At 74.5% G+C, this 18,653-nt stretch carries 19 protein-coding genes and 1 other RNA gene; 11 read left to right on the forward strand and 9 right to left on the reverse strand.

Annotation, left to right across the window (positions count from 1 at the left end; translation table 11 throughout):
- Window positions 1-150: 150 nt before the first annotated feature.
- The gene (locus ACFV0O_RS31365) at window positions 151-3,555 is read right to left on the reverse strand and encodes a BTAD domain-containing putative transcriptional regulator (protein WP_380347122.1); all 3,405 of its coding nucleotides are present in this window, start codon (window positions 3,553-3,555) and stop codon (window positions 151-153) included.
- Between the two features lie 223 nt (window positions 3,556-3,778).
- Between ACFV0O_RS31365 and ACFV0O_RS31370 the strand changes: the two genes are divergently transcribed.
- Window positions 3,779-4,594: a site-2 protease family protein gene (locus ACFV0O_RS31370; RefSeq protein WP_360249643.1), complete on the forward strand. Its 816-nt coding sequence runs from the start codon at window positions 3,779-3,781 to the stop codon at window positions 4,592-4,594.
- A 54-nt stretch (window positions 4,595-4,648) separates the two neighbouring features.
- On the opposite strand, the gene ACFV0O_RS31375 is transcribed toward ACFV0O_RS31370, so the two are convergent.
- Both ACFV0O_RS31375 and npdG read right to left on the reverse strand, forming a co-directional pair.
- Entirely contained in the window at window positions 4,649-4,840 is a 192-nt protein-coding gene (locus tag ACFV0O_RS31375; protein ID WP_380347124.1) for a hypothetical protein, read from the reverse strand.
- A 119-nt stretch (window positions 4,841-4,959) separates the two neighbouring features.
- Window positions 4,960-5,652 carry an NADPH-dependent F420 reductase gene (gene npdG, locus ACFV0O_RS31380; RefSeq protein ID WP_380347125.1) on the reverse strand — a complete coding sequence of 231 codons (693 nt, stop codon included), beginning with the start codon at window positions 5,650-5,652 and terminating at the stop codon, window positions 4,960-4,962.
- A 47-nt stretch (window positions 5,653-5,699) separates the two neighbouring features.
- Here npdG and ACFV0O_RS31385 point away from each other — a divergent pair, with 47 nt between their 5' ends.
- The 3 genes from ACFV0O_RS31385 (at window position 5,700) to ACFV0O_RS31395 (ending at window position 8,589) form a co-directional block, all read left to right on the forward strand.
- The gene (locus tag ACFV0O_RS31385; RefSeq protein ID WP_380347126.1) at window positions 5,700-6,296 is read left to right on the forward strand and encodes a hypothetical protein; all 597 of its coding nucleotides are present in this window, start codon (window positions 5,700-5,702) and stop codon (window positions 6,294-6,296) included.
- Between the two features lie 66 nt (window positions 6,297-6,362).
- The gene (locus ACFV0O_RS31390; protein ID WP_380347128.1) at window positions 6,363-7,796 is read left to right on the forward strand and encodes an MFS transporter; all 1,434 of its coding nucleotides are present in this window, start codon (window positions 6,363-6,365) and stop codon (window positions 7,794-7,796) included.
- A 13-nt stretch (window positions 7,797-7,809) separates the two neighbouring features.
- On the forward strand, window positions 7,810-8,589 hold the full coding sequence (locus ACFV0O_RS31395; protein WP_380347129.1) for a hypothetical protein: 780 nt from the start codon (window positions 7,810-7,812) through the stop codon (window positions 8,587-8,589).
- Window position 8,590: 1 nt separating this feature from the next.
- On the opposite strand, the gene ACFV0O_RS31400 is transcribed toward ACFV0O_RS31395, so the two are convergent.
- Complete coding sequence (locus ACFV0O_RS31400; protein ID WP_380347130.1) at window positions 8,591-8,818, reverse strand: hypothetical protein; 228 nt, start codon at window positions 8,816-8,818, stop codon at window positions 8,591-8,593.
- A gap of 192 nt (window positions 8,819-9,010) precedes the next feature.
- On the opposite strand from ACFV0O_RS31400, the gene map reads away from it, so the two are divergent.
- Entirely contained in the window at window positions 9,011-9,856 is an 846-nt protein-coding gene (gene map, locus ACFV0O_RS31405) for a type I methionyl aminopeptidase (RefSeq protein WP_360249622.1), read from the forward strand.
- A 51-nt stretch (window positions 9,857-9,907) separates the two neighbouring features.
- On the opposite strand, the gene ACFV0O_RS31410 is transcribed toward map, so the two are convergent.
- Window positions 9,908-10,609 (reverse strand): bifunctional DNA primase/polymerase, encoded by a 702-nt coding sequence (locus ACFV0O_RS31410; protein ID WP_360249619.1) that lies wholly within the window; start codon window positions 10,607-10,609, stop codon window positions 9,908-9,910.
- Between the two features lie 472 nt (window positions 10,610-11,081).
- On the opposite strand from ACFV0O_RS31410, the gene ACFV0O_RS31415 reads away from it, so the two are divergent.
- Together ACFV0O_RS31415 and ACFV0O_RS31420 are read left to right on the forward strand one after the other, a co-directional pair.
- Window positions 11,082-11,312, forward strand: coding sequence for a hypothetical protein (locus tag ACFV0O_RS31415; protein ID WP_360249616.1), 231 nt, complete (start codon window positions 11,082-11,084; stop codon window positions 11,310-11,312).
- A 56-nt stretch (window positions 11,313-11,368) separates the two neighbouring features.
- A complete protein-coding gene (locus ACFV0O_RS31420) occupies window positions 11,369-11,566 on the forward strand; it encodes a hypothetical protein (protein ID WP_360249613.1) in 198 nt (65 codons plus the stop codon).
- Between the two features lie 45 nt (window positions 11,567-11,611).
- Here ACFV0O_RS31420 and ACFV0O_RS31425 read toward each other — a convergent pair whose 3' ends face one another.
- Entirely contained in the window at window positions 11,612-12,274 is a 663-nt protein-coding gene (locus tag ACFV0O_RS31425) for a PadR family transcriptional regulator (RefSeq protein ID WP_380347133.1), read from the reverse strand.
- Between the two features lie 340 nt (window positions 12,275-12,614).
- Here ACFV0O_RS31425 and ACFV0O_RS31430 point away from each other — a divergent pair, with 340 nt between their 5' ends.
- From ACFV0O_RS31430 to ACFV0O_RS31445, 4 genes are all read left to right on the forward strand, one after another.
- Window positions 12,615-13,502, forward strand: coding sequence for an HAD family hydrolase (locus ACFV0O_RS31430; RefSeq protein ID WP_380347134.1), 888 nt, complete (start codon window positions 12,615-12,617; stop codon window positions 13,500-13,502).
- A 13-nt stretch (window positions 13,503-13,515) separates the two neighbouring features.
- Window positions 13,516-14,160, forward strand: coding sequence for a hypothetical protein (locus ACFV0O_RS31435; RefSeq protein WP_380347136.1), 645 nt, complete (start codon window positions 13,516-13,518; stop codon window positions 14,158-14,160).
- 141 nt (window positions 14,161-14,301) lie between these two features.
- The gene (locus ACFV0O_RS31440; RefSeq protein WP_380347137.1) at window positions 14,302-14,712 is read left to right on the forward strand and encodes an ACT domain-containing protein; all 411 of its coding nucleotides are present in this window, start codon (window positions 14,302-14,304) and stop codon (window positions 14,710-14,712) included.
- Between the two features lie 108 nt (window positions 14,713-14,820).
- Complete coding sequence (locus ACFV0O_RS31445; protein WP_380347138.1) at window positions 14,821-15,078, forward strand: Prokaryotic metallothionein; 258 nt, start codon at window positions 14,821-14,823, stop codon at window positions 15,076-15,078.
- Between the two features lie 55 nt (window positions 15,079-15,133).
- On the opposite strand, the gene rnpB is transcribed toward ACFV0O_RS31445, so the two are convergent.
- The 3 genes from rnpB to ACFV0O_RS31460 form a co-directional block, all read right to left on the reverse strand.
- Window positions 15,134-15,532, reverse strand: an RNA gene (gene rnpB / locus ACFV0O_RS31450) — RNase P RNA component class A.
- 13 nt (window positions 15,533-15,545) lie between these two features.
- Window positions 15,546-17,048 (reverse strand): MFS transporter, encoded by a 1,503-nt coding sequence (locus ACFV0O_RS31455; RefSeq protein WP_380347140.1) that lies wholly within the window; start codon window positions 17,046-17,048, stop codon window positions 15,546-15,548.
- Between the two features lie 92 nt (window positions 17,049-17,140).
- On the reverse strand, window positions 17,141-18,613 hold the full coding sequence (locus ACFV0O_RS31460; RefSeq protein ID WP_380347141.1) for an RNB domain-containing ribonuclease: 1,473 nt from the start codon (window positions 18,611-18,613) through the stop codon (window positions 17,141-17,143).
- Between the last annotated feature and the right edge of the window lie 40 nt (window positions 18,614-18,653).

The following is an 18,653-nucleotide window of genomic DNA, read 5'->3' on the forward strand; positions in this document are numbered from 1 at the left end:
CCGGTGACCAGGGGACGGTCACCGGCCCACCGGGCCCTCACCGCGCGCCCCCGGACCGACGATCCGCCGGGCCCTCCCCGAACCCCCGCACCCCCGAACCCCGCACCCCCGGACCGACAGACCGACGGACCGACGGTCCAGCGGGCGCCGTCAGCCGATCAGCTCCGTCAGCAAGGCCTGGGTCTGCTCCTGCGTCATGCCGTCGCCGCGGGCGTAGGCCTCCTCGTACGCGGCATCGCCCAGCAGCCCCCGCAAAGCCGCGGCCGACCGCTCCCGCTCGACGCGGTCCAGGTAGCCGCCCTTCGGGCCGTTCAGCCCGTTGTGCGCGCCCTGCAGGAGCGCCGCGAGCCGGCCCCGCTCCAGGTCCCGGTCGCGTTCGGCGAACACCCGCAGCACCCCGACCACGGCCGGGACCACCATGACCGTCATCTGCTCCACGAACCCGGAGCCCGTCGCGATCGACCGCAGCATCCGCCGGCACTCGCGGATCAGTTCGAGACCCCGCTCCGGATCGCCGGTCCGGGCCGTGATCCAGCCCCGGGCCGCGTTCAGCAGCCCGGAGACGACGGTCGGCGCGAGGAAGTCGACCGTGGTGACGTCCATCAGGTCCAGTTCGGCCAGCGCCTGGGCGTACTCGCCGCGCTGGGCGTGCACGCCGCAGAGCGTCAGGTGGCCGAACAGCCAGGCGCCGGTGCCGGCCTGGTTCAGACCCGGGGAGTCGATGGAGGCCAGCGCCTCCCGGACGATCCGCTCGCCGCGCTCCGGATCCACCTCCAGCAGGGCGTTGCCGAGGTTCACCCGCAGCATCGGCACCTCCTGGGTCGCCCCCAGCTCCTCGGCCAGCCCGATCGCCCGCTCGTAGGCGGCGGCGGCCGCCTCCGGCTCGCCCCGGTTGGCCAGCGACTCGCCCTGCGCCGACAGAGCCTGGGAGACCCCCCAGAGGTTGCCGGCCTGCTGGTAGAGCTCCAGGGAGCGCGAGCCGTCCAGGACGCTCTGCTCCGCCCCGCCCGGCCAGTCGTTCAGCATCTTGGCCCGGAGCTGCAGGATGAACGCCATGTCGTTCGCGTCGCCGTGGCGCTCGCAGCCCGCGACGGCGTCGTCCAGCAGGTGCGTCATCAGGTCCAGCCGACCGGAGAGGAAGGCGCCGAAGACCCGCATCAGCGCGGGGAAGCGGTGGGACTGCGGCAGGTCCGGGGTATAGACGTCCAGGAGCTGTTGGGCGACCTGGACGGCCTGTGCGTCGCCGACCAGCTCCAGGTTCCCCTCGAAGAGCCCGATCAGCCGGTGCAGTGCGAGCAGCCGGCGGGCCTCCTCGACCACCCCCTCGGGCATCGGCAGGCCGTACTCCAGCACGCCGCGCTCCAGCGGCACCGGCGGCGGGGCGGACGGGCCGAACGGGTCCGGGCCCAGTGCGGCGACCGCGGTGTACCAGCTCCGGGCCTCCAGGCCGTAGTTGCGCAGTGACCAGTACCAGCTCATGCCAAGGGTGAGGGCCAGTGCCTCCTCCTCGTCCCCGAGGTCGATCGCGCGGCGCATCGCGGCCCGGATGTTGTCCTGCTCCCGCTCCAGCACGGTCAGCCAGTGCAGTTGCCGGGGCCCGTGGATGTGCAGGTCCGCCTCCGCGACCACGGCGCGGAAGTGCGCCAGGTGGCGGGCCCCGGTGGCGGTGCGCTCGGCGGCGGACTCGGCGAGGCGCTCGGTCGTGTACTCGTGGATGGTCTCCAGCATCCGGTAGCGCGGCAGGCTGGCGCCGTCCAGGTCGGCCACCAGGAGGGACTTGTCGACCAGCGACAGCAGCAGGTCGGCGACCTCCCCCGGGGCCACCTCGACGCCGTCGGCGCAGACCGCCTCGGCGTCCTCCAGCTGCCAGCCGCCGGAGAACACCGAGAGCCGGCGCAGCACCGCCCGCTCGCGCTTGCCCAGCAGGTCCCAGCTCCAGTCGACCACCGCGCGCAGGGTCTGCTGGCGCGGCAACAGGGTGCGGCTGCCCGCGGTGAGCAGCGCGAACCGGCCGTCCAGTCGGTCGGCTATCTGACGGGCCGTCATCACCCGCAGCCGGGCCGCGGCCAGTTCGATGGCCAGCGGAAGCCCGTCCAGCCGACGGCAGATCTCGGCGCAGGCCTCCGGATCGCCCTGCGGGTCGAAGCCGGGACGGGCGGTGGCGGCGCGCTCCGCGAACAGCCGCAGCGCGACCGGGTCGGGCAGCGGCTCGACCGGAAGCACCGTCTCGCCGGGCACGCCGAGCGGCTCGCGGCTGGTGGCGAGCACGGTCAGCCCGGGGCAGTCGGCCAGCAGCACGTCCGCGAGGTCGGCGGCGGCCTGGATCAGGTGCTCGCAGTTGTCCAGGACGAGCAGCATCCGGCGGTGGCCGCAGTGCTCGACCAGCCGGCGCACCGGGTCCTCGACGCGCTTCTCGATCACCTCGGCGACCATGCTGGCGCTGTGCAGCACGATCTCGCGCAGGCCCAGCGCCGACACCACGGCGGCGGGCACCGCGTCCGGGCTCTCCAGTGGGGCGAGTTCGGCCACCCAGACGCCGTCCGGCCAGGCCCCCGCCGACTGCTCGGCCCGTCCGGCCTCGACCGAGAGACTGGTCTTGCCGGAGCCGCCCGGTCCGGTGAGGGTCACCAGCCGGCGCCCCGTCAACAGACCTCGCAGCGAGGCGAGATCGGCCTCCCGGCCGACGAAGCTGGTCAGCCGTCCGCGCAGGTTGCCGCCGGTGCGCGGGAGTTGGGTCGCCGGAGTGCCCGCGGACGGCTCCGGCCGGGGCTGCGGCTCCGGCCGGGAGTGCGGCTCCGGCCGGGGGTGTGGCTCCGGCTCGACGCCCGGCTCCGGACCGGCCCCCGGCGCGAGCAACTCGGCGTGCAGGGACCGGAGGTGCCGACCGGGGTCGACGCCGAGCTCATCGGCCAGGACCCGTCTGGTCCGCTCGTAGTGGTGCAGTGCCTCGGCCGTCCGGCCGCTCTCGTGCAGCGCCCGGATCATCAGCAGCTGCAGCGGTTCGTCCAGCCGCTGCCGCTCGCACAGCTCGGCGAGCTCGGCGACCAGGTCGGCGGCCCGGCCGAGCCCCAGGTCGGCGGTGATCCGGTGCCGGCGGGCCTCCTCGCGCTGGGCCTCCAGCCTGGCGGCCGGGCCCGAGCGGTCCGGCAGGTCGGCGAGGGCGGGGCCGCGCCACAGCGCCAGGGCGGCGCGCAGCCGCTCGGCGGCCAGCGCGTGGTCCCCGGCGTCCAGGGCCCGTCGGCCCTCGGTGCTCAGCCGCTGGAAGTCCGCGAGGTCGGTGCCCGGGCCGGTCAGCCAGTACCCGGCCGGGCCGGAGCCGATCTCGTCCCGGCCGACGGTGCGGCGCAGCCGGCCGACCAGGGTCTGCAGCGCGGCGGAGGAGTCCTGCGGCGGATCGGCGTCCCACACCTCGTCCACCAGCAGGTCGGCCGGCACCGGGCGGCCCTGCCGCAGGGCCAGCGCGGCCAGCAGCGCCCGCAGCCGGGCGCCGCCGAGGGGCACCGGGGTTCCGTCGTCGTGGTGGGCCGTGGTCGTCCCGAGGATGCCGTAGTGCACCGCACCATTCTGGTCGATCAGCGGGCGTGCGGCCGCACAATTGTGCAGGCGCCCCCGCCGATACGGCCCCGCCCCGCCGCCCCGTCCGGGCACCCGGCCTCGGCGGAACGCCACCGGGTGCCCGGACGTTCACCCGGAGCGGCTTGTCCGGTCACCGCCCGCCCGGCATGATCGGACCCCGGCCCGACACCCGCCCTCCCTCTGCCCACGGAGCACCCACACCATGACCTTCGCCGCCACGCCGCGCTCCCGCAGCGAGGACCGCCGGATCAGCCCGGTGTTCTGGGTGCTCCTCGCCATCCTCGGCACCTCCGGCTGGGCGGTGTACGCGGGCTACGGGAACGCCTCGTTCGGGGTGTTCCTGTTCGTGGTCGCGGGCTGGATGGTCTCGCTGTGCCTGCACGAGTACGCCCACGCCCGCACGGCGCTGCACGGCGGCGACATCACGGTGGGTGCCAAGGGCTACCTCACGCTCAACCCGCTGAAGTACACCAACGTGCTGCTCAGCTTCGTCCTGCCGATCGTCTTCGTGATCCTCGGCGGCATCGGCCTGCCCGGCGGCTCGGTCTGGATCGAGCGGCACCGGATCCAGGGCCGGCTCAAGCACAGCCTGATCTCGGCGGCCGGCCCGCTGGTCAACCTGGCCATCGCGGCGGCGCTGCTGGTCCCGATCGGCGCCGGCTGGCTGGACGACCCGACGGTGCACGCGTTCTGGAACGGCTACGAGCTGACCATCTCGCCGTTCTCCGGCGCGCTGGGCTTCCTCGGCTTCCTCCAGATCAGCGCGGCGGTGCTGAACCTGCTGCCGGTGCCCGGCCTGGACGGCTACGGCATCGTCGAGCCCTGGCTGTCGTACAAGACCCGGCGCGCGGTCGAGCCGTTCGCCCCGTACGGGATGCTCGCGGTGTTCGCGCTGCTGTGGCAGCCCTCGGTGAACTCGTTCTTCTTCGGGGTCGTCCACGGCCTGATGAACCTCTTCGGCGTGGACCAGGACTACGCGACGCTCGGGCGGTACCTCTTCAGCTTCTGGAAGAACTAGCCCCGCGGGCCGCCGGGCGGGGACCAGCCCCGGACCAGCCCCGCTCGGCGGCCGCTAGCCCCGCTCGGCGGCCGCGACGGCCTCGGCGATCTTCGCCCGGCGGCGGTTCAACCACAGCACGTTGCTGGCCACACCGGCCAACGGCAGCCAGATCAGGCCCAGCCAGAGGCCCTGGGTCAGCGAGAAGACCGCGGCGGCCAGCGCGAGGACGACGACGATCAGGGCGAGCAGGGACGTGCGGGGCATGGCGGGAGGCTCCTAGGACGGGTGCGGCCGGCCGGGACGCGGCCGGGACCCATTGTCGCCGACCTCACCTCCGGAGGAGTCCAGGGGTGAGGTCGACACGGCCGCGCGGCCCCGGCCGGTCAGACGTCGGTGATCCGCAGGCCCGCGTGGGCCTTGTAGCGGCGGTTGACCGAGATCAGGTTGGCGACCAGCGCCTCGACCTGATGGGCGTTGCGCAGCCGCCCCGCGTAGATGCCGCGCATGCCGGGGATCCGGGCGGCCAGGGCGCGCACCACGTCGGTGGCGGCCCGGTCCTCGCCGAGCACCATGACGTCGGTGTCGATCTCCTCCACCGACTCGTCCTGCAACAGCACCGCCGAGAGGTGGTGGAAGGCGGCGGTGACCCGGGAGTCCGGCAGCAGGGCGGCGGCCTGCTGGGCGGCGCTGCCCTCCTCCGGCTTCAGCGCGTACGCGCCCTGCTTGTCGAAGCCGAGCGGGTTGACGCAGTCGACGACGATCTTGCCGGCGAGGTCCTCACGCAGGGCGGTGAGCGTGGCGGCGTGGCCGTCCCACGGGACCGCGATGATCACCACGTCGCTCTCCCGGGCGACGGTGGCGTTGTCGGCGCCGCGCACGCCGAGGCCCAGCTCGGCGGCGGAGGCCTCGGCCCGGGCGGCGTCGCGGGAGCCGATGATCACCTGCTGTCCGGCCTTGGCCAGCCGCAGGGCCAGGCCGCGCCCCTGGTCGCCGGTGCCGCCGAGGACGCCGACCACCAGCTGCGAGACGTCCGGCAGCTCGTGGGCCGGGTTTGTCGCTGAATCGAGGGAAGTCATGGGCCGATCCTGCCAAATCCCCGGCCCGGCGCGACATCCTGGCCCGCATGGACGCGGTGAGAGTTTCGGCACTCCGGGAAAGGCTTGCGGGCACGGGCTGGTGGGAGGCGGTCGGCGGCTTCGCCGGGTCGCTGCGGCGCTCGGTGGAGCGGCGCGGGGCGGGCGGCCTGCTGCTGGTCGGCACCGAGGCGTACGAGCCGTGGCACCTGGCCGCCCACCTCGACGACGAGGCCGCCTGGTCGGCCGTGCCCCGGCTGGCTCCCACCCTGTTGCGGCACCGTCCGCCGCCCGGGGCCCCGGCCCACCTGGCGCACGGCCTGCGGCGGCTCACCGAGGCCGGGCGCGGCGCGACCGTCCTGGTGGTGGCCCCGCAGACGGCCGGCGCCCCGCTGCTGGAGCGGGTGCGCGACGCCCGGCGGCACGGCGCGACGGTGCTCGCGCTGGACGGCGCCGCCCCGGGCGACCTCGGCGGGCTCGCGCACGAGCGCCTGGCCGTCGGCACCGCCGCCGAGGAACCGTTCGACCTCGCCCAGCACCTGGTCAGCGCCGCCGCCGGACTGCCCCCGGCCCGCCGCACCTCCCTCGACCGCCTCGCCGCCCTGGCCGGCCGGCTGGCCTCGGCACCCGTGCTCAGCCGCTGGTAGGCGCGGTCGCGGGTCGCTCGAAAACCCTTTGCGGAGCCGGTGGCCGCCGTCCCAGGATGATGGTTCGTGAACGTCGACGAACCCCCGCATCCCCCGGCGCTCGGTCGGGCCCGGTCGGCGCTGCGCTCGCTGGTGCCCGATCTGTCACCGTGGCGCGCCTCGCGCGACTTCCGCTACCTCTGGACCTCCGGCTGCGTCACCAGCTTCGGCAGCTTCCTCACCCTCGTCGCCGTGCCGATGCAGATCAAGGAGCTCACCGGTTCCTCCCTGGCGGTCGGCCTGATCGGCGCCGTCGAACTCGTCCCGCTGATCGTCTTCGGCCTGTGGGGCGGCGCCCTCGCCGACGCCCTGGACCGCCGCAAGCTGGTGCTGCGCGCCGAGGCCGCGCTCGGTCTGCTGGCCGGGCTGCTCCTGGTCAACGCCCTGCTGCCGCACCCGCTGCTCTGGCCGATCTACCTGGTCGCCGCGCTGGTCGCGGCCGCCGACGGCCTGCAGCGCCCGGCCCTGGACTCGCTCACCCCGCGGCTCGTCCCGCACCGGCACCTGGCCGCCGCGTTCGCACTCAAGTCCCTGTACCACAACGCCGCTTCGGTGGCCGGGCCGGCGCTGGCCGGGGTCGTGGTGGCGTTCGCCGGGGTGCAGACCGCGTACGCGCTGGACGTACTGACCTTCGCGGCCTCGCTGTTGCTGCTCGTCCGGATCAGGGCGGTGCCGCCCGCGACCGGCGCCGAGCGGCCCTCGGTCCGGGCCGTGCTCACCGGCGTCCGGTACGCGTGGAGCCGCAAGGACCTGCTCGGCACCTACGCGATCGACGTCTGCGCCATGCTGTTCGCCTACCCGGTGGCGGTCTTCCCCTTCCTGGCCTCGGACTTGGGCGCGGACTGGGCGCTCGGCCCGATGTACGCGGCCTCCGCCGCCGGTGCCCTGCTGGTCGGGGCGACCAGCGGCTGGACCTCCCGGGTCCACCGGCACGGGCGGCTGCTGGTGGTCGCCGCCGTCGGCTGGGGTGCGGCGATGGCGCTGGCCGGGCTGTCCGGGAGCGTCTGGGTGGTGCTGCTCGGGCTCGCCCTGGCGGGCGGCGCCGACGAGATCAGCGGGCTGGCCCGCTCGACCATGTGGAACCAGTCCATCCCGGACGGGGTCCGTGGCCGGATGGCCGGCGTCGAGCTGCTCAGCTACTCCGTCGGCCCGCAGCTCGGCCAGGTCAGGGCGGGCACGGTGGCCGGGCTGGTCGGCGTGCGCGCCGCCGTCTGGACCGGCGGGGTCGCCTGCGTCGTCGCCGTCCTCGCGGTCGCCGCCGCGCTGCCGAGGCTGCTCGCCTACGACGACCGCACGGACCCGCACGCCGCCGCCGTCCGTGCCGAGCACGAACGGGCGGAGCGGGAGGCGGAGCGGGGGCCGAGGGCGGACCAAGCGACGGACCTAGGGACGGACCAAGGGACGGACCGAAGCACGGAGCCGAATCCGGAAACACCGACGGGGACGACGGTCGCCCTGTGACAGACTGCCCGGCATGAGGACCGGGGGCTGGAAGCAGTGGGCCGCCGTGGCGGTCGTCGTGACCGCCGTGAGCGGCGCGTTCGGCTGGGCGTTCTGGGGCAGCGGCCGCGTGGCCGGGCAGCCCGCGCCCCCGACCGGCACCACGCCCGCCGCCGTGGCCACCCCGCAGCCGCCGGACGTCGCGGCGCTGGCCGCCTCCCCCGAGGTGGCCGCCGCCGACCGGTCCCTCACCGCCGAGATCGACCGGCGGCTGGCCGCACTGCTCCCGACGCTGTCCGGTGGCCAGGAGATCGGCGGGGGCGTCCAGGACGGCTGTGGCGTGGGGCCCGGACGGGCCGACGGCGCCGGCGGCTCCGGCGTGCACTGGCCGGCCCCGACGTGCCGCCGACAGGTGGTCAAGTACCTCGCGGTGAGCGGCGATCCGCAGCAGGCCCGGTCGCGCTGGGACCAGGTGATGACCGCCCAGGGCGCCCAGTCGGCCGACTCCAACGCCTCGCCCCGGCCGGGCGAGGGCCTCTGGTACGGGTTCCCGCGCGCAGACGGCGACCGCGACCTGCTCGGGGTGAGCCTGGCCTTCGACGAGCGGAAGGACACGGCCGCCTCCCCCGCCCCGGGCACGGGCTTCCCCCGGGAGCTCGCGGCGCCGAACGCCGGGGCGAGGGTCTGGGCCGACCGGGAGTCCACGCCGGCGGCGCCCGTGAGCCAGGCCGCCGCCCAGGCGCTCGCGTCCGGGCGGCGCCTCGTCGTGCTGAGCGTGGACGAGGAGTACTTCACCGGCCCCGAGCCGCGCTGACCTACTCGGTGGGGTCCTTCGGCTCGTCCTTCCAGCGCGGGTCGTTCTGCCACTCCCGGTTGCGCTCGTCCGCGAGCTGCAGGGCGTTCGCGGCCTCCGCGGGGCTGTCGTACGGGCCGAGGCGGTCCTTGGCCGGGCACTCCGGGCCCTCCTCGACCTTGCCGTGCTTGATGCAGTAGAACCACTCGCCGGGCTTTCCGGTCGGCTTGCGGTGGAATCCGAGGGGCATGGGCGGGCTCTCCCGTTCGGGCGGTCGGCGTTCACGGATGGGGTCGTACCGATCATTCCCCGCCCGGGGCCGCCGCGCACACCACACCCCGCACCCCGCTCCCGGGCCTCCGTCCCGCCTCCGCACCCGGGCCTCCGTCCCGCCTCCGCGCACCGCCCGTCCCGGCGGGGCCCGGCGACTAGACTCGCGGCCATGGCTCTCGTACCCGGCATCCAGTCCCCCACCCGCAAGGTCCCGGCGCACATCGCGCGCCCCGAGTACGTCGGGCGGCCCGCCCCGACGCCGTACACCGGGCCCGAGGTGCAGACCGCCGAGACGATCGAGAAGATGCGGATCGCGGGCGGGATCGCCGCCCGGGCGATGGAGGAGGCGGCCAAGCTGATCGCCCCCGGCGTCACCACGGACGCGCTGGACGCCGTCGCCCACGAGTACATGTGCGACCACGGCGCCTACCCGTCCGACCTGGGTTACCGGGGCTTCCCCAAGTCGGTCTGCACCTCGATCAACGAGGTGATCTGCCACGGCATCCCGGACTCGACCGTGCTGCAGGACGGCGACATCGTCAACATCGACGCCACCGCGTACATCCACGGCGTGCACGGCGACCTCAACGCCACCTACCTGGTCGGCGACGTGGACGAGGAGTCCCGGCTGCTGGTCGAGCGCACCCGGGAGTCCCTCGCCCGGGCGATCAAGGCGGTCAAGCCGGGCCGTCAGATCAACGTCATCGGACGGGTCATCGAGTCCTACGCGAAGCGCTTCGACTACGGCGTGGTGCGGGACTTCACCGGCCACGGCATCAACACGTCGTTCCACTCCGGCCTGATCGTCCCGCACTACGACAGCGACCGCGCCACCGAGGTGATCAAGCCGGGGATGACCTTCACCATCGAGCCGATGCTGACCCTGGGCACCTACGACTACGAGATCTGGCCGGACGGCTGGACCGTCGTCACCAAGGACCGCAAGCGCACCGCCCAGTTCGAGCACACCCTGGTGGTCACCGCGGACGGCGCCGAGGTCCTGACCCTGCCGTGACCCGGCGCGCCCCGGGCCGCCCGGCCCGGGGCCTGCGGCGACCCCCGCCGCTCAGCCGATCAGCCACTGCTCCTCGGCGACCGCGCCCACCTCGGTGCAGGCGTCGGTCAGCACGTCCAGGACGCGCAGCGGGTCCGGCAGCGGCTGCTCGGGCCCGCGCAGCCAGCGCACCCGGGAGCCGTCCGGCAGCGCGGCGGGCGGGAGCAGGGTGTACGAGCCGCGGCAGTGCCAGCGCAGGCCGGGGTGCTCGGACATGGTGTCCGGGGTGGAGTCGAGCGCGCTCGGCCACCACTCGTCCTCGTCCTGCGGGGTGCCGCGGGTGGCGGTGAAGAACAGGTAGCGGTCCTCGCCGACGGCGGCGACGGGGCCTTCGACGCCCGCCGCGGTCAGCCGCTCCAGGGCCAGCCGTCCGGCTTCCGCCGGGACGTCCAGCACGTCGTGGACCCGGCCGGTGGCGGTGATGAAGTTGGCCCGCGGGTCGCGGGCGAGCCAGCGGGAGAGCTGCTCGGTGTCGGTGGTGGCCTGGGTCTGCCAGGCGAAGGAGACCGGGTGCTGGGCCGGGGCCGGACAGGCCACCCGGTCACAGGAACAGCGGTAGCCGGTCGGGTGGGCGGCGGGCGCGAGCGGGAATCCGGCGCGCACCGCGTCCAGCAGTTGGTCCAGGCCGGCTGCCGGGCCGTCCGGGTCCCCCGCCCGAGCCCGCTGACGATCACGCTTCTGCCACCAGGTCGTCCACCTGCCGCCGGCTTCCATCGGGCCCCTTCCGCGCAACTGCCGTGCCTGGTGCGACACAGCGTTCGACGTTCCACTCCGACGCAACGCACGAAGCGCCCCACTGCTTCCCGAGGTGCTCGGCCCTGCCGTCCGCGCCCTGTCGGCCGCGGCCCGGGGTCACCGGACGGCCGACGCCCGGGTCACGGTACGCAGTCACGGCAGCACGCTGTCCGCGCCGGATCGGCCGGAGGGCGCGCGGATCCGCGCCTCGCCCGGCCCGTACGGGCCCGCTGACCCGGGTGAACCCCGGGGGCGTACAGGAAAGGATAGGGGTGCGCGGGGCCTTCGGATGACCGGGGGCGGTGCCTCTCCGGTCACACTCCCGCGCGCACCCCGGGCACACTCCCGGCACCGGGCCCTCACGAGGCCTCCTGTTTCCCTTCCCACCGGGGTGTTCCCGGCCACCCGGCGGGGAGACCACCCACCCGCGCGGAGGTGAGACCCTGGAGGGATGAAGAGCGCGGACACCGAATTCGTCGGCGGCCCCCTGGACGGGACGGTCCTGCCGGTCCCCCTGGGGCCGATGCTCGGCGTGCCCAAGAAGTACAAGGTCCCGGTCCCCGCGCACGGCGACGCCGCCGCGCGCACACTGGTGTACGTCCGGGCCAAGCAGGTGCGGGGCCTGAGCTGGTTCTGGCGCTACGAGTACGACGAGGCGGCCTCCGCGAAGGCCTCCGGCTGACACGGCTTCCGGCCGGCGGGCCGCCCGCTCCCCCATCGCCCTCCCGGGAGGTCGGCATGGCCAGGACGGTACGGCACCCGCGCAGCGGCTCCCGGGCGATCGCCCACCACAACCGGCAGGTCGCCGGGGTCACCGGGGTGCTGCTGCTCGCGGTGAGCCTCTACACGGTGACGATCGGCCCGAACGGCTGGCTCTGGTTCGGCTGGGCGGTGCTGCTGCTGGTCAGTGCGGCCCTGTTCGTGGTCCACCCGTGAGCAGCGGCACCGCCCGTCACGCCGGTGCGTCTCCCCCCGCGCCGGTCAGTCATCCTCGGCGAGGACGAGGTAGAGCTTCTTGCGGGCCTCGGTCAGCACGGCCAGGCCCTTGGCGCGCTGCGCCTCGCTGCCGGTCCGCATGACCTGCTGGACCGCCTGGTCGAGCGCGGCGAGCGCCTGACCGACCTCCTGGACGGCCTCCCAGTCGACCTCCCGGCCGGCCTCCGCCCACGGCTCCGCCGGTCCGGCGTCGGCCTCGGCGCGGCCCGCCTCGGTGAGCGAGACCAGCCGCTTGCCGCCGACCTCCTCCGCGGTGATCAGGCCCTCCTCCTCCAGCAGCTGGAGGTTGGGGTAGATCGAACCCGGGCTGGGGCGCCAGGCCCCGCCGGTCCGCTCGGTGATCTCGGCGATCATCTCGTAGCCGTGCATCGGCCGTTCCTTGAGCAGGGCCAGCAGCGAGGCGCGGACGTCACCGCGCCGTGCCCGTCCGCCGCGCCGCCCGTGCGGGCCTCCGCGCCGGCCGCCGTGCCCACCGAAGCCGTGCCCGAACGGGCCGCCCATCGGCCGCCCGGGGCCTCCGCCACCGAACGGCGGGCCGAAGCCGCCGAACGCCTGCCGACCTTCGAAACCCTCTCCGGGCATCCCCCTGAACTCCGGCCCCGGCCCCGGCCAGCGGCCGTCGCCCGGGCCCTCTCCACGAAATCGCATTCCTGAGCGCATGGCGCCCACCTCCTGGTTCTCCGATCCAGTCGAGTCACTGTCTCGATAGTTCGACGATATATCGGTGACTGTCGCTCGTCAACGATTCTCCGATATATCGCCGACGGCCCGGGGCGCCGAACCTTGACCGGTCGCCGCCGAGGATGCACGGACAGCGGTTTGTGGCACTGAAGGTTGACCGCGCAGGTCAGCGGCTGGTTCGCCGGTAACCGGCGGGTGTCGGACGTGTCTGCACAGTGCCCGAAGCCGTCCGGGGCGACCATGGCCTCACGAACGCCCCTGAGTCGCCGTGCGAGGACGACGCGACTGCCGAGCAGAGGAGTGGCCCGTGACCGAACAGGTGCTGGCGAGCTGGAAAGAGGGACCGGCCAGGAAGGCGATCCTGGACTTCGTCCACGAGGCGACGACGCCGGGTGGGGCGTTCGTCGAGCCGGCCGACCGGATCGCCACGTTCGACAACGACGGCACGCTCTGGGTGGAGCAGCCGATGCCCCCGCAGTTCGACTTCGTGTTCCGCGCCTGGGAGGAGGAGGTGAAGGCCGACCCCTCGCTCGCGGAACGACAGCCGTACAAGGCCCTCGTGGAGCGGGACCAGCAGTTCTTCGAGGGCTTGGCGACACAGGAGCCCCAGGCGGTGGCGAGCCTGTTGGAGGCGTTCGCCCGGTCGTGGGCGGGCACGACGCCCGAGGAGTTCGACGCGCGGGTCCGGGAGTGGACCACGACGGTGCGGGACCTGCGGTTCGGCGTCCCGTACACGAAGCTGGTCTACCGGCCGATGCTGGAACTGCTCGCCCTCCTGCGCGCGAACGGGTTCCGGGTGTTCGTGTGCTCGGGCGGCGGCCGCGACTTCATGCGCGTGTTCTCCGAGGAGACCTGGGGGATCCCGAAGGAGAACGTCATCGGCTCAGCGGCCGCCTACACCTACACCGACGGCAGGATCGTCCGCTCCCGCGCGCTCCTGGGCGGCCTGGACCTGGGGCCGGGCAAGCCCGAGCACATCTTCGCCCATACCGGCCGACTGCCCGCCTTCGCGGGCGGCAACGCCGACGTCGACATCGAGATGCTCCGGAGCGCCGCGTTCGCGCTGCTCGTCCGCCACGACGACGACCAGCGGGAGTACGCCTACAGCAAGGGCGCCGAGGCCTCGCTCGCCACCGCCGAGCAACTCGGCTGGACGGTCGTGAGCATGAAGAACGACTGGACGACCCTGTTCTGACCAGGAGGACCCGTTGAACGACCTGACCGCCGTCGACGTGCTCGTCAACCCGGACTCGACGACCCTGAGGCACGCCCGGGCCTGGAACGCCCGGATGCGCGAGAGCGTCCCGGACGGCTTCGCCCTGGACGCCTCCCACCAACCGCACATCACCACCCTCCAGCGCTACGTCCGGACCACCGACCTGGACGAGGCGTACGAGGCCGTCCACCGGACCCTGGCCGCGACCGACACCGGCACCCTGTCCTACCGGGCCGTCGCCATCAGGCACGCCGACTGGGGCGTGCCCGGGCAGGGCCTCGCGGCCATCCTCCTTCGACCCGGACCGCAGGTCCTCGACTTCCAGGCCGCGCTGCTCGCTGCGATCACCCCGTTCACCGAGTCCGGCGGCACGGCCGCCGCCTTCGTCACCGACCCCGGCGAGGGCATCAGCCGGAGCACCCTCGACTGGGTCGACGGCTACGTCCCGGCGCAGATCGGGCCCGACCGCTACCAATCCCACATCACCGTCGGCTTCGCCACTCTCGACGACCTCACGACCATCGAGGCCGAGCCGTTCGACGCCTTCACCGTGCGCCCCGCCGCCGTCGCCGTCTACCAGCTCGGAAACAGCGGAGCCGCCCGCAAGCTCCTCCGGACCTGGCCCACCCCGAACTGACCGGCCCCACCGCGGATGTCACCCGGTCCACAGGCGCAGGCCCCCACGGAGGGAGCCGAACCCCCGGCGGACCGCCCGGCCGCGCCCGACACGGCCGCCAGGCCCGGACGCGGCCACCGCCCAGCCGCTACGGTGGCGGGCATGGCCGGAGAACGAGATCTTGCGACGCTGCTGCGCGGGATGCGCCCGCTGCTCAACCCGGGGCGGTACGTCTACTGCACCCTCCCCGCGAAGGTGCCCGCCGGCATGCGGCCGGTGGTGACCGTCGCCGAGCCCGAGGGGGTGACGGTGGTGGTCACCCAGGAGGAGGCCGACGCCCTCGGGCTGCGCTACGAGTACGTGGCGGCCTGGATCACCCTGCAGATCCACTCGGCCCTGGAGGCCGTCGGCCTGACCGCGGCCGTGGCCGCGCGGCTCGCCGAGGACGGGATCAGCTGCAACGTGGTGGCCGGCTTCCACCACGACCACCTGTTCGTCGCCGCCGACGACGCCGAACGCGCCGTCCGCGCCCTGGCGGACCTCTCCGAACGCCAGGGCCCGTCCCCGGACTGAGCCGGGGTCCGCCCGACAGTCCCGCCGGGTGGCCGCCGCCGACCGGGCCTTCGACACTGGGAGGAGCCGCCCCGCCGGGGGCGGCCCCACCGGAAGGAGACGGCCGCCATGGCCATCTGCGTCACCTGCGGCAACGACTACTGGCTGGCCTTCGAGATCAAGACGGTCACCGGCGACACCTACACCTTCGACAGCTTCGAGTGCGCGATGGAGAAGCTCGCGCCGCGCTGCGAACAGTGCACCGTCCGGATCGTGGGCCACGGCGTCGAAGTGGCCGGGATGTTCTTCTGCTGCGCCAACTGCGCCCGCGTCAACGGCGGCCTCGGCGAGCAGATCCGCGACGCCGTCGGCGCGCGTCCCGCGTAGTCGCCGGGCGTCCCGCGTCGTCGCGGGGCGTCCCGCCCGGGGGGCGGGGAGGGGGCGGAAGAGTCGGCCTGTACGCCGGGTTCTGTCTCCCGGGTTGCTTGCGCGGCCCGGGGAGGCGGCCATCCATCTAGGGCTGCCGTTGCCGACAGCCTCGTGCGGTCCACCCGCGGACTCGGGCGAGCAGCCTTCAATCGTCCGCGCACGGCGCCCGAGGGCACCGATCTTGACCTTGCTCCAGGTGGGGTTTACCTAGCCGGCCGGGTCACCCCGGTCGCTGGTGGTCTCTTACACCACCGTTTCACCCTTACCCACCGCACGAAGCGGAGGGCGGTCTGTTTTCTGTGGCACTGTCCCGCGGGTCACCCCGGGTGGGCGTTACCCACCACCCTGCTCTGTGGAGCCCGGACGTTCCTCGGCGGGTCTGGTGACCCGTCGCGACCGCCCGGCCGGCTCTTCCGCCGTAGTGGTCATCGTAGCCGCTCGGGCGGCGCCTCCCGTACACCGGACCGGACGGCGGGCGGTTCGCCGCCGAGGCGGGCGGCCACCCGGGCCGCCGTCGCGCCCGCCCAGGCGGTGGTGGTGACCAGGCCCAGTACGAGGATCGCGATGCCCAGACCGACCAGGATCCACCAACCGGCGTGACTGGCCTGTGCGAAGCCGGTCGCGACCGGGCCGACCAGGGCCGAGGCGACGACCGTGCCGATCACGGCGACGCCCAGCGACTGGCCGACCTGACGGCTCGTCGAGGCGACCGCGGCCGCCACGCCCGCCTGGGCGCGCGGCATGCCGGAGACGGCGGCGTTGGTGATCGGCGCGTTGACCATGCCGAAGCCGAAACCGAACAGCGCGTACGCCGCCAGCAGCAGCGACGGCGGGGAGTCGGCGGACAACCGGGTGAGCAGCAGGCCGCTCGCGGCGAGGCCGAGCCCGGCCACGACCAGCGGCAGGCGCGGGCCCCGGCTGCCGACGATCCGTCCGGACAGCGGCGCGCAGACCAGCATCATCCCGGCCATCGGCAGTGTCCAGAGGCCGGCCTCGACCGGTCCGTAGTGCCGGACGTCCTGCAGGTAGAGGGTGTTGAGGAAGAGGAAGCCGCCGAGCGCGGCGAAGGCGCAGACCGCGGTGACGGTCGCCCCGGTGAACGGCGCGCTGGCGAAGAACCGCGGGTCCACCAGCGGCTCGGCCACCCGTCGCTCCCACAGCGGGAAGGCGACCAACGCGGCCAGGGCGGCCCCGGCGAGGGCGAGGATCAGCGGGGAGGTCCAGCCGTTGCCCGGGCCCTCGATGATCGCGGCGGTGCCGCAGCCGAGCAGCACGATCATCAGCAGCTGCCCCACCGGGTCCGGTCGGCGCGGCCGCGGCGACCGGGACTCCGGGACGTAGCGCGCCGTCAGCGCGATGGCGGCCAGCGCGACCGGGACGTTGATCAGGAAGATCGACGGCCAGCCCGCGCCGTCCACCAGGAAGCCGCCGAGCAGCGGGCCGAGCGCCATCGAGATGCCCACCACGCCGCCCCAGACGCCGATCGCCCGGGCCCGCTCCTTCGGATCGGTGAAGGTGTTGGTGATGATCGACATCGCCACCGGGTTGAGCATCGAACCGCCCACCGCCTGCAGCGCCCGGAACGCCACCAGCCACTGCAGGTTCGGCGCCAGACTGCACAGCAGCGAGCCGAGCGCGAAGCACACCAGCCCGGTCTGGAACACCCGGCGGCGGCCGAAGCGGTCGGCCACCGAGCCGAACAGCATGAGCAGCGAGGCCAGCACCAGGGTGTAGGCGTCGATGATCCACTGCAGCCCGGACGCCGGGGCGTGCAGGTCACGCTGGATCGCGGGCAGGGCGATGTTCACCACGGTGTTGTCGAGGCCGACGATGAACAGGCTCAGACAGCAGATCGCCAGGACGAGCAGCCGGCGGCGCCGCCCGGGTGCGGGCGCGGGCGCCACGGCGGGGGACTGGGCATCGAGCACGGACCGATCCTCCCACTGCGGACCGGCCGCGGGAGGTGGGACGGACCCGTACGGGTGGCGGGCCGCGCCGTGTGCCCGCCACCCGTGGCCCGCTACACCGCCGCGAAGCGGACCGTTCGGGTGACCGGGTCGGCCTTCGTCAGCCGGACGTCGATCACCCGTCCGAGCGGCAGCCGGCCGGCGGCGCCGTCCGCGGCGGTGGCCGACGCGTCGCAGCGGGCCCGGACGGCGGGGTCGCGCAGTTGCACGGTCCCGGCGGCGGGCCGCTTCTCGTCCACGTCGATGACCACCGCGGGGAAGTCCTCGCCCTCCCGGCCCGCCAGCAGTTCCGCCTCCACCAGGTCCACGCAGGCCCGTTCGACCTCGCCCGCCCGGCGGTCCCCGCCCGCCATCAGCGCCGGCACGTCCGGCAGCGCCTCCCGCGCCCAGTCCGGCACGTCCTCCCCCGCCGCCACCGCCGCGCACACCTCCTGTGCGAAGCGGTCGCCGAGGCGGCGCAGCGGCGCGGTGCAGTGCGCGTAGGGCGCGGCGAGCGCGGCGTGGTCCGGCGCGGCGGGCGCGGGCAGGCCGCGGGACTCGTCGAAGGCGTGGTAGCCGGCGCCGCGCAGCAGGCCCGTGCAGGCGTTCAGGAAGGCGGCGTTCAGCGGCACGTCCGGGTCCAGGGAGCGGATCAGCTCCGGGTACGGGAGCGCCTGCGGCCACGGCACGTCCAGTGCGGCGGCGATCCGGCGCAGCCGCTCGTACGCGCCGGCGGGCGCGGCGGGCAGGGTGCGCAGCAGGCCGACGCCCGCGTCCAGCATCAGCTCGGCCGCGGCCATGCCGGTGAGCAGCGAGATCTGGGCGTTCCAGCCGTCGGCGGGGCCGGGCGCGCGGTAGCCGAGGACGTAGCCGTGCAGGGTCTCCTCGACCTCCTGCTCGGGCACCGGCAGGTTGATCCCGCCGCGGGCGCGCTCCTGCTCCTCGCGCAGCCGGCCGACGGTGGCGAGCAGGGCGAGCTGTTCGTCGGCACCGCCCAGGTCCACCGCGCGCTCGACGGCGGCGTAGTCGAGGCGGCGGTGCGAGCGGACCAGGGCGCGGCGCAGGTCGGCGAGGACGACGGCGCCGTCGGCATCCAGGTCCAGCTGCCAGAGCAGGGCGGGCCGGGGCTCGCCGGGCAGCAGGCTGGCGGCGTCCTCGGAGATCCGGGTGGGGTGCAGCGGGACGCGGTGGTCCGGGAAGTAGAGGGTCTCGACCCGTCGGCGGGCCTCGGTGTCGATCGCGCCGCCCGGGCGGACGAAGGCGGCGACGTCGGCGATCGCGTAGTACACCCGGTAGCCGCCGCCCGCGCGGTGGGTGAGGTGCATGGCCTGGTCGAGGTCGCGCGAGCCGGGCGGGTCGACGGTGAACAGCGGCAGGTCGGTGGCGTCGTGCTCGGGCAGCCGGGGTCGCTCGGCCGCTTCCTCGGCCTCGGCCAGCACCTCCTCCGGCCACTCGGTGTGGACCTCCAGGCGGGTGCGGAGTTCGGTCAGCTCGGTGTTGATCCGGGCGGAGTCGGCGGCCTTGACGCGCAGTTTTCGGCGAGGCATGGAGGCAGCGTAGGGCGAATCGGGTGATTCCGGACGGAGG

Source organism: Kitasatospora sp. NPDC059577 (assembly GCF_042735475.1).
Lineage (GTDB): Bacteria > Actinomycetota > Actinomycetes > Streptomycetales > Streptomycetaceae > Kitasatospora.

Bases quoted from the DNA above. Each gene is read 5' to 3' on its own strand.
- ACFV0O_RS31410 (WP_360249619.1), bottom strand. From the start codon at position 10,609: ATGGAAGCCGGCGGCAGGTGGACGACCTGGTGGCAGAAGCGTGATCGT.
- ACFV0O_RS31385 (WP_380347126.1), top strand. From the start codon at position 5,700: ATGGACGCGGTGAGAGTTTCGGCACTCCGGGAAAGGCTTGCGGGCACG.
- ACFV0O_RS31445 (WP_380347138.1), top strand. From the start codon at position 14,821: ATGGCCATCTGCGTCACCTGCGGCAACGACTACTGGCTGGCCTTCGAG.
- ACFV0O_RS31425 (WP_380347133.1), bottom strand. From the start codon at position 12,274: ATGCGATTTCGTGGAGAGGGCCCGGGCGACGGCCGCTGGCCGGGGCCG.
- ACFV0O_RS31460 (WP_380347141.1), bottom strand. From the start codon at position 18,613: ATGCCTCGCCGAAAACTGCGCGTCAAGGCCGCCGACTCCGCCCGGATC.
- ACFV0O_RS31415 (WP_360249616.1), top strand. From the start codon at position 11,082: ATGAAGAGCGCGGACACCGAATTCGTCGGCGGCCCCCTGGACGGGACG.
- map (WP_360249622.1), top strand. From the start codon at position 9,011: ATGGCTCTCGTACCCGGCATCCAGTCCCCCACCCGCAAGGTCCCGGCG.
- ACFV0O_RS31420 (WP_360249613.1), top strand. From the start codon at position 11,369: ATGGCCAGGACGGTACGGCACCCGCGCAGCGGCTCCCGGGCGATCGCC.
- ACFV0O_RS31440 (WP_380347137.1), top strand. From the start codon at position 14,302: ATGGCCGGAGAACGAGATCTTGCGACGCTGCTGCGCGGGATGCGCCCG.
- ACFV0O_RS31375 (WP_380347124.1), bottom strand. From the start codon at position 4,840: ATGCCCCGCACGTCCCTGCTCGCCCTGATCGTCGTCGTCCTCGCGCTG.
- ACFV0O_RS31400 (WP_380347130.1), bottom strand. From the start codon at position 8,818: ATGCCCCTCGGATTCCACCGCAAGCCGACCGGAAAGCCCGGCGAGTGG.
- npdG (WP_380347125.1), bottom strand. From the start codon at position 5,652: ATGACTTCCCTCGATTCAGCGACAAACCCGGCCCACGAGCTGCCGGAC.
- ACFV0O_RS31370 (WP_360249643.1), top strand. From the start codon at position 3,779: ATGACCTTCGCCGCCACGCCGCGCTCCCGCAGCGAGGACCGCCGGATC.
- ACFV0O_RS31395 (WP_380347129.1), top strand. From the start codon at position 7,810: ATGAGGACCGGGGGCTGGAAGCAGTGGGCCGCCGTGGCGGTCGTCGTG.